The following is a 13,736-nucleotide window of genomic DNA, read 5'->3' on the forward strand; positions in this document are numbered from 1 at the left end:
GTCGGTCCGGTTGGACGACCGGGCACCGCTGAGCCCCAACCCAAGCTTCTGAGCCGGCTGTCCGCCGGTGCTGCTCCCATTCACTCATGTACGTCGACTCCCATTGCCATCTCAGCTTTCCGGAACTGCGGAACCGCATCGATGAGGTTCGTGCCGAGATGGCGTTGGCCGGGGTCGACCGGGCCCTGGTGATCTGCACCACGCTGGAGGAGTTCGACACCGTGCATGGGCTGGCCCTGGCACACGACAACTTCTGGGCCACGGCGGGCGTCCACCCCGACAACGAAGGCGTCGAAGAGCCCAGCGTCGAGCGCCTGCTGGCGTTGGCCGCGGCGCACCGGGTGGTGGCCATCGGCGAGACCGGCCTCGACTACTACCGGCTCAATGGCCGAAGCGTGGCCGACATGGCCTGGCAGCGCGAGCGCTTCCGGGTGCACATCCGCGCGGCGCGGCAGAGTGGCCTGCCCCTGGTGGTGCACACGCGCAGTGCCTCGGCGGACACCTTGGACATCCTGCGCGACGAGCAGGGTGCCGAAGCCGGCGGCGTGTTCCATTGCTTCACCGAGACGATCGACGTGGCTCGGGCGGCACTCGACCTCGGTTTCTCGATCTCGTTCTCTGGCATCCTGACCTTCCGCAATGCGCACGAACTGCGTGAGGTGGCCCGTTTCGTGCCGCTGGACCGTTGCCTGATCGAAACCGACAGCCCGTACCTCGCGCCGATGCCGCACCGCGGCCGCACCAATCAGCCGGCCTGGGTGGTGCCCGTCGCGAAGCAACTGGCGGAGTTGAAGTCCCTGCCGCTGGAGGCCGTGGCCGACGCGACCAGTCGCAACTTCGAGCGCCTCTTCCCCCGAACGATGACCAGAAGCGGAGATGGGCATGCGCCGTGAGTTCCTTCAACGCACTGCGGTACTGGGCCTGGCGTTGTCGCTGGTGCCGACGGCGCTCTCGGCCGGCGCCTACGAGGATTTCTTCAAGGCGGTGAGGGACGACGACGCCGGCACGGTGATCCGCCTGCTGCAGCGTGGCTTCGACGTGAACTCGCGCGACGAGAAGGGCCAGCCCGCGCTGCTGACGGTGTTCCGCGACGGCGGCTTCAAGGTCGCCGAGGTGCTGCTGCAGCACCCCCAACTCGAGGTCGATGCGCCCAACGCCGTGGGTGAGACACCGCTGATGATGGCCGCACTGAAGGGCCACACCGACTGGGCGCGCCGGCTGCTCGACAAGGGCGCCAGGCTGGAGAAGGATGGCTGGACGCCATTGCACTACGCCGCCACCGGCCCGGCGGTGCCGTTGGTCGAGTTGTTGCTCGATCGAGGTGCGCGCGTCGATGCGCGGTCGCCGAACGGCAGCACACCGTTGATGATGGCGGCCCGCTACGGTGCCGAGGGTTCGGTGACGGCCCTGCTGGCGCGCGGGGCCGATCCTCGGCTGCGCAATGACAAGGACATGACGTCGGGCGATTTCGCGCGCTCGGTCGGCCGCGACAAGCTCGGCGAGCGGCTGGACCGCGCCATTCGCTGACAGGGCGTGTCGGGCAATTTCCGACGCAGTTCTTGGCGCTGCGCCGACTTCATTCTCGCGGGGCCGCTGCCTACAGTGGGGCACCATTCCAGGAGCCTGCCATGGCCACCGTGCGTCGCGAAGTCAATCCGTTCATGCTGATGACGGATCCCCAGGCCGTGCTGGCAAGCATCGAGCACTCCGAACGCCTCGACCGCCTGCAGCGCAGGGTCTGCCGACCGCTCGACCGGCCACAGCTGCCGCTGGCCGGCAACTCTGACCTGGCCATCCACGACCGCGCCATCGATGAGCAGGACGACGTGTCGTGACTTGCCGACGGCATCGGGCCGTCTGCGCCCGATCGATCGCCCTGGGTGCCACGCTGCTCGTGCTGTCCGCCTGCAGCACCCGGATGGACGTGCGCAGCCAGGTCCACGGCAGCGGCCAGACCGCCTATGAGCTTCGGGGTCACGACCTGGCTGCCCTGCAGGCCGAGGCCAAACGCCTGTGTCCTGGCGGCGTCGACGTGCTGCGGGAGTGGCAACGGGTGCAACCGGCCGAGGCACGCTCGGGTTTCGTGCGCCGCTGGACGCTCGACCTCATCGAGCCGGCGCCCCTCGGCGAAGCGCAGATGCAGGTGGTGTGTCGCGCTTGACGACGCGACAACATCGGCGCGCGTTACCTTAGTCACCACGGGCCTGCCCGCAGGCTGATTATTCTCAGCCATCGCAGATGGAAGAGGCAGACGATGGCGGTGGTCATGGCGGCTCGAAGCGCCTGGTTGGTGGCATGGGCCATCGGCTTGGGCCTGGGAGGGTGCGCGTCCGGGCCTCCCAAGCCGGCGACGGTGTCGGGGGCCATCGAAGCCTCGGCTCAGCTCAATCCCACGGCGAACAAGCGGCCATCGCCGATCCTGCTTCGGGTGTACGAGCTGAAGACGGCCGCGGCCTTCAACAGCGCCGATTTCATGGCGCTCTACCAATCCGACCAGGCCACGCTCGGGGCCGAGATGCTCGCCCGCGAAGAGTTCACACTGCGCCCCGGCGAGAACCGCCCGTACACCAAGTCCTTGTCCGGCGACACGCGCTTCATCGGCGTCGTGGGGGCTTATCGCGACCTCGAGCGCGCCACATGGCGCGCCATCGTTCCTGTGCAACCCGGCAAACCGCAGAAGCTGACGATCAAGGTCGGCGACCTGGCGGTGTCGGCCACGATGGCGCCATGACGGGACGACGCGGAGTCGGTCGATGAGCTTGCGCAGCAAGGTCGTGTGGTCGCAGGGCATGTTCCTGCAGCCCCACCATTTTCAACAGGAAGCCCGGCACGTCGATCACCTGGTGGACATGCGCGTGCGCGCCGCCGAGCCCTTTGCCTGGGGCTTCTCTGAATTGGTGCTCGACGAAGGCGGACTGGCGCTGGGGCGCATCGGCCTGGTTCGGGCCGCGGGGGTCTTGCCGGACGGTGCGCCTTTCTCCTTTCCCGACCTCGACGCATCGCCGGCAGCGCTGGAGGTGCCGGCCGACGTGAAGGGCGAGGTCATCTACCTCGCCGCGCCGGTGTCGCGGCCCGGCACGAATGAGTTCGACCTCGGGCTGGACGAATCGGCCGACATGGCCCGGTACCGCGCGACGACCCAGGACGTGCGTGACCAGAGCCACGCCAGCGATGACCCCGAGCCGATCCAGACCGCCGAGCTGACGCTTCGACTGTTGCGCGCCAAGGACCGCACCGAGGGCTTTGCCGGTGTCGGCGTGGCGCGGGTGCTCGAGCGGCGCAGCGACGGCCAACTGGTGCTCGACCGCAACTACATCGCCCCGCAGACGCGCATCCAGGCCAGTGGCCAGTTGTCGGCCGTGGCGTCGTTGCTGCACGGTCTGATCCGGCAGCGGGTCAGTACGATGGCCGGCCGGATGGGCCAACTCACCAGCGGCGTGTCGGAGATGTCCGAGTTCTTGACCCTGCTGGTCATGAACCGATCCGAACCCTGGTTCTACCAACTTGCCGGGGCGCCCAGTGCCCACCCGCGCGAGCTGTACCTGGCGTGCCTGCAACTGGCCGGTGAACTGGCCACCTTCGCCAACGACCAGCGGGTGCCGCCCGTTTACCCGCTGTACGACCACGACGACCTGCAGAAGGTCTTTGCACCGGTGGTCGAGGACTTGAGGCGCTATCTTTCTGCGGTGCTCGAACGGCACGCCATCCAGATCGAACTCATCGAGCGCAGCCACGGCGTGCGCACGGCCGTCGTGCGCGATCTCGAGCTGTTGCGCAGTGCGGGCTTCGTGCTCGCCGTGTCGGCGCAGGTGCCACCGGAGCAGCTTCGCCAGCGTTTCCCGGCGCAGTCCAAGCTCGGGCCGGTGGACCGCATCCGCGACCTGGTCAACCTGGCGCTGCCCGGCGTGGCCATGCGCAGCCTGCCCACCGTGCCGCGTGAGCTGCCCTACCACGCCGGCTTCCACTATTTCGAGCTCGAGCGCAACGGCGACCTGTGGAAGCAGCTCGAAAAGGGCGGCAGCATGGCCCTGCACGTGGCGGGAGACTTTCCGGGGCTCGAACTCGAGCTCTGGGCCATCCGTCAGCAGCCCTGAGCACGCGGTCCGCCGCACAAGCCCATGGACCCGAATTCCAGCGACGATCCGTTTGCGCAGCTCGACGGCCAGCGCACCTTCATCCGCCCCAAGCCCGGTGGCTGGGGCGGCACCAAGCCGGCCGAGTCCGACGCCACGTCGGGCTTCCGGGATCCGGGCGACGCGCCGGTGCCCGAGCACGGCCTCAACCCCTTGCTCGCCGTCGCCAACCGGCTGCTGCTGCTCGCGCCGCAACTCCGCCAGACCCGCCACGTGGCCGACCCTGCGGCGCTGAAGCAGTCGCTGTCCCAGGGCATTCGTGATTTCGCCGCCGACGCGCAGGCCCGTGGCATCCCGCCCGAACGCGTGATGGCGGCGCGCTACGTGCTGTGCACGGTGCTCGACGAGGCCGCCTCCGACACCCCCTGGGGCGGGTCCGGTGTGTGGGGCCAGTACAGCCTGCTCGCCGGCTTCCACAACGAGGCGTTCGGGGGCGAGAAGGTGTTCCAGTTGATGGCTCGGCTCGCCGAGGCACCCGAGGCCAATCGCGACCTGCTCGAGCTGATCTATGCGGCCACCACCTTGGGCTTCCAGGGGCGGTACCGCATCATCGACAACGGCCTGGCCCAGCTCGACCTGGTGCGCGACAAGCTCGCGCAGATCCTGCGTCAGCAGCGTGGACCCTATCCGCAGCCGCTGGCCCAGCATTGGGCGGTGCAGGCCGTCGGCAAAGGCAAGGCATTGAGCTGGTTGCCGATGACCGTCACCGCGGTGGTGACGCTGCTGGTGCTGGGCGCGGCCTACTGGGCCTTCGCGATCTCGCTCAGCAATGTCGCCGAGCCGGTGTTCGGTCGCGTCCAGGGGCTGCGACTGACACCACCGGTCGCGCCGGTGGCCCAGCCTGCCCCGCAGCCTCGCCTCGCGCAGTTCCTCCAGTCCGAGATCAAGGCGGGAACCGTGGCCGTGCGCGACGAGGTCGATCGCAGTGTGATCACGCTGCGCGGCGAGGGCCTGTTCGCGGGCGGCAGTGCCACCCTGGTGCCCGAGCGCGAGGCGCTGATGCTGCGCATCGCAGAGGCGCTGGCCAAGCAGCCAGGCCAGGTGCTGGTCACGGGGCACACCGACAACTCGCCGATCCGCACCGCCCGGTTTCCGTCCAACTGGCACCTGTCCGAAGACCGTGCGCGGTCGGTGATGAGCCTGCTGGTCAGCGGCGGCGTGGCGGCCGAACGCGTGCAGGCCGAGGGCCGGGCCGATGGCGAGCCCGTGGTGCCCAACGACTCTCCCAGCAACAAGGCCTTGAATCGACGGGTGGAGATCACCTTGATGGTCACGCGCACGGGAACGCCACAGGTGCGGCCCGCCACCTCGCCGGCACCGGCTACGGCCGCTTCCGGAGGCCGGTCATGAAGAAGGTGCTCGGCTGGATCTTCAACCGCTGGGTGCTGGGCGCGGTGCTGTTGCTGGCACTTCTGGCGGTGCTCTGGATCGTCGGGCCGCTCGTCTCCATCGGCGAGGCACGCCCTCTCGACACCGACCGTTCGCGCTGGATCGCCACGGGCGTGCTCCTGCTGGTGGTGGCGCTGGTGGTGGGCTGGCGGATGTGGGCGGCACGTGCCGGCAACAGCAAGGTCGTCGACCAGTTGATGGCAGCGCCCAAGGGCGACGTTGCTGCATCAGAGAGCGCCGACATGGCGGCCGTGCGGCAGCGTTTCGAAGAGGCGCTGGGCACCTTGCGCAAGGCGCGCTTCGGTGCGGCAGGCGAGGGGCTGCTGGGCCAGTGGAAGGCCCGCTTCGGCGGCCGCTACCTGTACGAGCTTCCCTGGTACGTCATCATCGGTGCGCCCGGGTCGGGCAAGACCACGGCGCTGCGCAATTCCGGGCTTCGTTTCCCGCTCGCCGACCGCAACGGCGAGGCGGCGGTGAAGGGCGTGGGCGGCACGCGCAACTGCGACTGGTGGTTCACCGACCAGGCGGTGTTGGTGGACACCGCCGGCCGCTTCACCACGCAGGACAGCGATCAGCAGACCGACAGTGCCTCCTGGGCCGGGTTCCTGGCCTTGCTGAAGAAGGCTCGGCCGCGGCAACCGTTGAATGGCATCCTGGTCACCGTGTCGCTGTCCGACCTGCTGGCACGAGGCGCTGCGGATCGCGCGCGCCACGCAGCGACCGTTCGCCAGCGCGTACAAGAGCTTCATGAGCGTCTGAACATCCGGTTCCCGATCTACCTGCTGGTCACGAAGTGCGATCTGATGTCCGGCTTCATGGACATGTTCGGCGCGCTCGACAAGGACCAGCGTGCCACGCCCTGGGGATTCACCTTCCCGCTCGACGCCGCCGGCGAATCAGTGGGCTTCGGCGGATTCGGCGAGGAGTTCGATGCACTGGTCGCCCGGCTCGACAACGGCCTCATCGATCGCCTGCAGGCAGAGCCCGACCCGCAGCGGCGGGCCCGCATCTACAGCTTCCCTGGGCAGTTTGCCGGCCTGCGCGACATGCTGCGCGAGTTCGTCGAGGCGGTGTTCTCGCCTTCTGCCTTCGAAGCCAAACCCTTGCTGCGTGGGGTCTATTTCGTCAGCGGCACCCAGGAAGGCACCCCGATCGATCGCGTGCTGGGTGTGGTGGCGCGCAAGTACCAACTCGAGCGGATGGTGCTGCCCCCCAACCAAGCCAGCGGCAAGAGCTTCTTCCTGTCGCGCCTGCTGGGAGAGGTGGTCTTCGCCGAGCAGGGGCTTGCCGGCACCAACCGCAAGTGGGAGCGTCGCCGGTCGATCCTGGTGATGGCAGGCTACGCAGGCGTCGCAATCCTGGCGATCGGCACCCTGGCGGCCTGGTTCATCAGTCATGGCAACAACAGCCGCTACATCGAGGCCGTGTCGGCCCGCACCGAATCGGTGAGGCGACTGGTGCAAGAGACGCCGAACCGACATTCGCCCGATCTGGTGCCCATCGTTCCGGCGCTCGAGGCCACACGCAACCTGGCGGCGGCCGGTGCCGTCGACGGCAGCGTGCCGTGGTCGATGGGGTTCGGCCTGTACCAGGGGCGCAAGCTCGACACCGCTGCGCGTGCCGCCTACGAGCGCATGCTGATCGACGCCGTGCTGCCACGGCTGGCACTGCGCGTCGAGGAACAACTGCGTGGAGGTGACCAACCCGAGTCGCAGTACGAGGCGCTCAAGGCCTACCTGATGATGTACGACACCGGACGCTTCGAGGCGGCCGCACTCAAATCGCACATCGAGGGCGACTGGGACAACCGGTTGGGGCGCGAGATCACGCCCGAGCAGCGCGAGCAACTCACCACCCACCTCGATGCGCTGTTGAGCCTGGGGGCCGCGGTCTCGCCGCTCAAGCAGGATGTGGCACTGGTCGAGTCGGTGCGCGCCCGGCTTGCCGCCGTGCCATTGCCGCAGCGGGTGTACAACCGCATGCGCCAGCACAACCTCGGCAGCGAGTTCCCCGACTTCACGGTGGCTAAGGCGGGAGGTGGCAATGCACCGCTGGTGTTCACACGGGTGAGCGGCGCGCCGTTGACCAAGGGCGTGCCGGGCCTGTACACCTACAACGGCTACCACAAGGGGTTCCAGACCTTGGTGGGTGACGTGGCCAAGCAACTCGCCGACGAACAGGAGTGGGTGCTGGGCATCAAGCCCGAGGCGGGCAAGGCGATCGAGGCCCTGGGTGCGTCGGACAAGCTGCGCGACGATGTGCGGCGCATCTACCTCAACGAATACGCGTCCAAATGGGAAGAGTTCATCGCCGATGTGCGCCTGGTGCCGGTGACCAGCATCTCATTGGCGGTCCAGACCACACGCGTGCTGGCGGCGCCCGACACGCCACTGATACCGCTGCTCAGGGCCATGTCGCGCGAGACCACGTTGCTGGCCGGCACCACGGTGGCCGACGTCACGTCCGGCAAGCTTCGTGAAGCAGTTCAGGTGGGCAAGGACAAGTTGCTGGGCAGCCTTGGTGCAAAGGCCCTGACCTCCGGCGCGCCCACCACGCGCATCGAGAGCATCGTCGACGACCGTTTCGAGCACCTTCGGCGGATGGTCACCGCGCCCGACGGAGGCAAGGCGCCGATCGAAGGCGCTGTGGCCCGGCTCGGCGAGTTGCAGGTGCACCTCACCGCCGTCGATTCCGCGCTGAAGGGCGGCGCCGCGCCGCAGCCTTCGCCACTGCCCAATCAGATCAAGAATGACGCGGCCAACGCGCCGCAGCCCTTGCGAGGCCTGCTCGAAAGCCTGGGCAACACCAGTTCGAAGGTGGCCCTGATGCAACTGCGCGAGTCGCTGTCGCGCGAGGTGCGGGCGCAGGTGGGCGAGTTCTGCCAGCAGGCCATCACTGGCCGCTATCCGTTCGATCGCAGTTCCGCTCGCGACGTGACGCAGGCCGACTTCGCCGCGGTCTTCGGCCCCGGCGGGCGATTCGAACAGATGCAGACCAAGCTGGCGCCCTACATCGACACGAGCACCCGCCCGTCCTGGACCTTCCGCGCCGTCGATGGCACGCCGCTGGGCACGGATGTCGGCACGCTGCCGATCTTCCAGCGCGCGGCGGCCATCCGCGAGACCTTCTTCGCCGGGGGCAACACGCCGTCGGTGCGGCTGGAGTTCAAGCCGGTCGAGATGGATCCGGCGCTCACCCAGTTCGTGCTGGACGTCGACGGCCAGGTGGTGCGCTATTCGCACGGACCACAGATCCCCAGTACCGTGCAATGGCCGGGGCCGCGAGGTTCGGGTGTCGTGCGGGTGATGGTCACGCCCGCAGGCACGACGGGCCTGTCCCAGGAAGGCCCGTGGGCCCTGTTCCGCCTGTTCGAGCGGGTGAGCATCCAGCCCGGACCGAGCCCCGAGCGATTTCGCGCCGTCTTCGACCTCGACGGACGCAAGGCCAGCTTCGATGTGACGACCAGCAGTGTGCGCAATCCGTTCCGCATGCGCGAGCTGGGCGACTTCTCATGCCCGAACGGCTTGTGATCCCTGCAGTACCCGCCTTGGTGCCACGATGATCAGAGACGCGAGTACTGCACCTGGCTGGTATGGCAAGCTGTCGTCGCTGGGAGACTTTGCGTCGCGCCGGCTGGAGCCGGCATGGATCGAGTCGTGCGACGAATGGCTGGCCAGATCGATGACCGCGAGCCGGGTGCAACTGGGCGGCAACTGGCTGCAGACCTACCTGTCTGCACCGGTGTGGCGATTTGCCTGGGCCCCGGGCGTGGCGGACCACCGCTGGTGGTTTGGCGTGCTGATGCCCAGCTGCGACAACGTCGGGCGGTACTTCCCGCTCATCGTTGCGCAGCCGCGAGATCGGCCACCGCTGGACCGCATCGGGCTGGACCACCTCGACCTGTGGTGGGCGCATGTGGCCCGGGCCGCCGTGCAGACTCTCCAGGACCACGTGTCACTGGACGATTTCGAAGCCGAGTTGATGGGTGCCCCGCCGTGGCCGACGAGCCGTGCCGTGGCTGCCGTGACCACCGCGGCGTCCGCGGATCGCGTTCGCATCCAGGTCGAACAGGGCAGCAGTCTGGTGGACGTGGCCGGGGCATGGGCGTCGCAGGAAATGATGGCCCGCCTCTCGGGCAACACGCTGTGGTGGCCCCTGGCCAATGGCAGGGCCAGCGGTGCGATGACAGTGTCGACAGGCTTGCCGGAAGTCGCGCGCTTCACCGACCTGTTGACCGGACACTGGTAGAGGCGCCAAGGCGCGCGCAAGCGCCGCGGTGGCGGCGCAGTCTCAGCGCATCAGGCGTGGCACGGTGTCGTCGGACGACTGATCCATCGACACCAGCGGGTTGCCGGCCCAAACGGCGATGGCCGTGAAGTTGTCCTGGCGTGGGGCCTGCCGTTCGTCGATGCGGGCCTCCATCAGGGCCAGCCATTCGTCCGGTGAGCGGGCCCGCTCGAGGGCAGCCGCGATGGCCGTGGTGTCGAAACTGTCCCACCAGCCGTCGCTGCACAGCAGGAAGGCATCGCCTTCCTTCAGCTCGATCGGCCGGACGACCGTGTGCGGGTCGACCTCGCCCTCGACGCCGAGGGCCGCCACCAACTGATTCTTGTGCGGGTGATGGCGTGCCTGGTCGCGGGTGATCAGCCCTGCGGTGACCATCTGCTGAACGACGCTGTCGTCGGTGGTGATCATGTCGATGAGCCCATGGCGCACCCGGTAAAGGCGGGAATCGCCGACATGGGCCCACAGGGCATGTCGACCCACCGCATCGATCCAGAGCACGACCACCGTGCTGTGCATCGCAGCCGATGGATCGCCAGGCACCTGATGTCGCTGCAGGTCGGCGTGGGCACCGCACACCACGCGAGAGAGCGTGTCGGGCGAGAACGCATCCGGTGCGGCGCTGTGCAGCATGGCCTCGATGCTGCGGATGGTTCGATGCGAGGCTTCGGCGCCGCGACGATGCCCGCCGGCCCCATCGGCCACCACGGCGTACCAGCCGCCGGCGGCTTGGCCGAAACACAGGCTGTCTTCGTTGTTGCTGCGCTGACCCTGGCCCGTGCGGGCGGCCATCACGATGTCGAGCATGGGTGTGTCCGGGTGTCGGCGACCGTCAAGGTGTTGTCGGTGGCGTGCGCGACTGCCGCAGGCGCTCGAGTTGCTGTTCGTAGGCGGCCAGGAAGGCCCTGCCGAACAGGGTGTGGAAATCGTCCTGTGCTTCGTCACGTATGGTGTCGAAGTGCTGCAGGTACAGGTCCCAGAGCCTGGCCTTGCGGTTCATCGGCAAGACACTGTCGAGCAGCGACTTGCCGCTCAGCTTGGATTCCAGCTCTGACGGGGTGAACCGGCCGAGAACACCGTCGAGCGCGGCCCGCATGCCCGCCATCGTGCCGATCGAATGGCCGACAAGGTCGTTCATCGCATCGGTCATCGCGGCAGGACCCGGCAGGAAGCCACGCATCGGCGGGTTCAGCAACTGCTCGAGGCCGGTCTGCACGTCTGGCGAGAACTTCAGCGGGTTGTTGGCGCGCTGCTGGATCATCGTGACGTCGGCCCGCAACTCCTGCTTGGTGCTGGCCCTCACCGCAATCAGTTGAAGCGTGCCGCTCACGGCCGCATTCAGCAATTGCCCGATGGTGCGCATCGCCTCGGCGTCGAGTCCGCGCGGCAACTGGATGTGGACGCCGGCGCCTTCGCAGAACGCGGTCCACAGCACCTCAGGCGAACTGCCTTGCAGGCATTCGGCAGAGGGCGCCGGCACGGCGGTGGGCACTGGCGGTCGGGCGACAGGGGGCGGGTGCGATGGCATCACCGATGCGCCATCGATGAGCAACTCGTTGGCGTCGCGGCGCGGCGATCGGATCTCCGCGATGGCAGGCGCGACGGGTGGCACCGGTGCTGGCGCGGGCTCGGCGACAGGGCGCACCGGTGCCGCCTGGACCACGGTATCGGGCTCGATGTCGAAGGCGAACGGATCGGGCTGAGGTGCCGGTGTCGCCACGGGCTCCGGCGGCGCCATGCTGGCGGGGCGCGGCTTCAGCCAGGTGGCGTCCGGCGGGATGATCGGGGCCGGCGGCATCACGTTGCGCACCGGCGCAGGCGGCACGGGCGGGGTGGGTGCAGGCGATGACGGACCGGCATCGGCGCTGGTCCAGCGTGGGGGTGCAAACGACCCGTGGATCTGGGGCGTGCGGTCGACGGCGGGAGGGGCCGCAAAGGCAGGAGAGGGCGCAGGACTGGCCCCGAAGAGGGCCAGAGGATCGGTCGAGATGCCGCCCTCCTGTCGGGCGCCCCCGCCAGCCGGCATGTCGGCCGTGAACTTGGCGAGCGGTCCCTGGGGACTGTCGGACAGGCCCAGGTTGATCATCGAATCGATCGACGGCGGCGCCGCTGCCGGGATCAGGTCGGCGAAAGGGTCGGACGGCTGAGAGGAACGTGCCGTGGTTCGGGGTGGCGCCGGCGCCTTGAAGGGGTCGAAATCATCGGGCAGCAAATCCTCTTCGGGCCGTGCAACGTCGCGTACCGCTGCCGATCCTGCCGTCAGGCCAGAGGGAGGTGGCATCAGGTCGGCAAACGGATCGGTGCTCGCCGTTGGCTTCTGGAGCGGCCCAGGCTGCGGTCTGGCAGGCGGACTGACCTCACCGACGCCCAGCAGATCGGCAAACGGATTGCTGCTCGACAATGGGCTGGAAATGTCCGGCAAAGGTTGCGGCGACAAGTTGGCGGGTCGAGGCGGCGTCGGCGTGCTGTAGGGCGACGCGCTCGGCTGAGGCTTGGCCAGATGCAATCCCGGTGCGGTGATGTGGCCAGCCAGGGTGTCGTTCACCATGGCTCGTCCGCGGGCGATCTGGGCGCCACTCGGGTCGGCATCGACATCGTCGATCACCCGCAACAGGTATCCGCCGATGCGCACCTCGACGTGGTGGCCCAACGGTGCCGATTCGCCAGCCGACAGTTGGCGACCCGCCACGACGATGGGATTGGCCGCTCCGACGTTCTTGATGAAGTATCGCGGCCCATTGACCACCACCTCGGCCTGCAAGCGCGAGATGTGCCGCTCTGGATCGGGCAGCGCCATCGTGTTGTGATCGGCACGGCCGATCGTGCCCCCGCGGGCATCGAAGCTGGCGGTGATCGGCTGGGACAGCGGGTTGTCGTTCAGCGACACCGCAAGCAGCGTGATCGTCATGGTCGTCTGGCGCGAAGGGATTCGGTCACGGCCGTGAAGCGACCGATGGACTGCATGGTCGGGCGGGCGGTACCTCGCGGCAATGACCGAAAGTCACGCGCCGCGGGTGATCACGGTGTCGTGCGATGGAGCCAGTACGACACGGCAGAGAAGATCAAGGCCACCGTGAACCACGTTCGTGAGGCCGGATCGAGCCGGCCATTGCGCAGGGTGCGCCACAGGGCCATCAGGGCAAACGCCAGCGCCAGGACAGGAAAGATCCAACGGGGGTTCATCGGCCGATGGTGCCCGAAACCCGGCTTGGTGCCATGGGGCAGACCCGCAATCGAAGGGGTTCCTTCTGACGCAGATCGGATCGGACGATCAGGGTAGGTGATATCCTGCCCTTTGGCGAATGAATTGGATGTTCGCCGAGGCAGAATTGGATTCCATGACGATGATGAGGGAAACGCACGCCCGCCTGCGGACATTGTGGAGCTTGGCCGCCTGCGCCGGGTTGATGGCGGGTTGCGCCAGCCCGCCCCCCACGCCGGCGCCGAGTGCACCACCTGTGCCGACACCGTCGGCCGCGCCATCGCCCATAGAGGCAAGCCGTCCCGACGCCGCGGCCCCTGCCACGCCGACGCCTGGAGCACCGGTCTCGGCCGCTTCTGCGGCCGCATCGCAGAAGCAGGCCACGTCGGCCATCGAACTTCTCGAGGCCGGCAACGAAGAGCAGGCAACGGCCGAGTTGCAGCGTGCCCTGCAGGTGGATCCCAACAACAAGCTGGCGGCCAGCCTGTTGCGCCAGATTCAATCGGACCCGGTCGCCGTGTTGGGCCGTGAGAACTTCCCGTACCGGGTTCAGCCGGGCGAATCGATCTCACGCATCGCACAGCGGTTCCTGGGGGATGTTCATCTCTTCTACATCCTGTCCCGCTACAACGACCTCAAGGTGCCCAAGCAGTTGCACGCCGGGCAGGTGATCAAGGTTCCTGGCAAGGCGCCCCCGCCGGCTCCGGCGCCTGCGCCTTCCCCCCCAC

Annotated in this window: 13 protein-coding genes; 10 read left to right on the forward strand and 3 right to left on the reverse strand. The window is 68.1% G+C overall.

What is annotated here, in order from left to right; all coding sequences use genetic code 11:
* Positions 1–86: 86 nt before the first annotated feature.
* From EOINJALH_RS12590 to tagF, 9 genes are all read left to right on the forward strand, one after another.
* On the forward strand, positions 87–893 hold the full coding sequence (locus EOINJALH_RS12590) for a TatD family hydrolase (protein WP_088280707.1): 807 nt from the start codon (positions 87–89) through the stop codon (positions 891–893).
* Positions 883–1,527 (forward strand): ankyrin repeat domain-containing protein, encoded by a 645-nt coding sequence (locus EOINJALH_RS12595; protein ID WP_088280721.1) that lies wholly within the window; start codon positions 883–885, stop codon positions 1,525–1,527. The genes EOINJALH_RS12590 and EOINJALH_RS12595 overlap by 11 nt, the downstream gene beginning before the upstream one ends.
* 101 nt (positions 1,528–1,628) lie before the next feature.
* Positions 1,629–1,835, forward strand: coding sequence for a hypothetical protein (locus tag EOINJALH_RS12600; protein WP_088280708.1), 207 nt, complete (start codon positions 1,629–1,631; stop codon positions 1,833–1,835).
* Positions 1,836–1,918: 83 nt separating this feature from the next.
* Complete coding sequence (locus EOINJALH_RS12605) at positions 1,919–2,161, forward strand: hypothetical protein (protein ID WP_144289997.1); 243 nt, start codon at positions 1,919–1,921, stop codon at positions 2,159–2,161.
* A 105-nt stretch (positions 2,162–2,266) separates the two neighbouring features.
* Positions 2,267–2,731: a type VI secretion system lipoprotein TssJ gene (tssJ, locus tag EOINJALH_RS12610; protein WP_234413818.1), complete on the forward strand. Its 465-nt coding sequence runs from the start codon at positions 2,267–2,269 to the stop codon at positions 2,729–2,731.
* Positions 2,732–2,753: 22 nt separating this feature from the next.
* Positions 2,754–4,094: a type VI secretion system baseplate subunit TssK gene (tssK, locus tag EOINJALH_RS12615; protein ID WP_088280711.1), complete on the forward strand. Its 1,341-nt coding sequence runs from the start codon at positions 2,754–2,756 to the stop codon at positions 4,092–4,094.
* 24 nt (positions 4,095–4,118) lie between these two features.
* Positions 4,119–5,483, forward strand: a complete 1,365-nt coding sequence (locus EOINJALH_RS12620) for a DotU family type VI secretion system protein (protein WP_088280712.1) — start codon at positions 4,119–4,121, stop codon at positions 5,481–5,483.
* Positions 5,480–9,052: a type VI secretion system membrane subunit TssM gene (gene tssM, locus EOINJALH_RS12625; protein WP_088280713.1), complete on the forward strand. Its 3,573-nt coding sequence runs from the start codon at positions 5,480–5,482 to the stop codon at positions 9,050–9,052. The genes EOINJALH_RS12620 and tssM overlap by 4 nt, the downstream gene beginning before the upstream one ends.
* 28 nt (positions 9,053–9,080) lie before the next feature.
* Complete coding sequence (tagF, locus tag EOINJALH_RS12630; RefSeq protein ID WP_088280714.1) at positions 9,081–9,770, forward strand: type VI secretion system-associated protein TagF; 690 nt, start codon at positions 9,081–9,083, stop codon at positions 9,768–9,770.
* A gap of 42 nt (positions 9,771–9,812) precedes the next feature.
* On the opposite strand, the gene EOINJALH_RS12635 is transcribed toward tagF, so the two are convergent.
* The 3 genes from EOINJALH_RS12635 to EOINJALH_RS32170 all read right to left on the reverse strand — a co-directional run bounded on the left by EOINJALH_RS12635 (position 9,813) and on the right by EOINJALH_RS32170 (position 12,989).
* Positions 9,813–10,613 carry a PP2C family serine/threonine-protein phosphatase gene (locus EOINJALH_RS12635; protein ID WP_088280715.1) on the reverse strand — a complete coding sequence of 267 codons (801 nt, stop codon included), beginning with the start codon at positions 10,611–10,613 and terminating at the stop codon, positions 9,813–9,815.
* Positions 10,614–10,638: 25 nt separating this feature from the next.
* On the reverse strand, positions 10,639–12,714 hold the full coding sequence (tagH, locus tag EOINJALH_RS12640) for a type VI secretion system-associated FHA domain protein TagH (protein WP_088280716.1): 2,076 nt from the start codon (positions 12,712–12,714) through the stop codon (positions 10,639–10,641).
* A 110-nt stretch (positions 12,715–12,824) separates the two neighbouring features.
* Positions 12,825–12,989: a hypothetical protein gene (locus EOINJALH_RS32170; RefSeq protein WP_199873350.1), complete on the reverse strand. Its 165-nt coding sequence runs from the start codon at positions 12,987–12,989 to the stop codon at positions 12,825–12,827.
* Positions 12,990–13,117: 128 nt separating this feature from the next.
* Between EOINJALH_RS32170 and EOINJALH_RS31185 the strand changes: the two genes are divergently transcribed.
* A partial coding sequence (locus EOINJALH_RS31185; RefSeq protein ID WP_158219734.1) for a LysM domain-containing protein occupies positions 13,118–13,736 on the forward strand: 619 nt, incomplete at its 3' end.

The sequence above is a fragment of the Ideonella sp. A 288 genome (assembly GCF_002198735.1).
Taxonomy (GTDB): Bacteria; Pseudomonadota; Gammaproteobacteria; order Burkholderiales; family Burkholderiaceae_C; genus Pseudaquabacterium.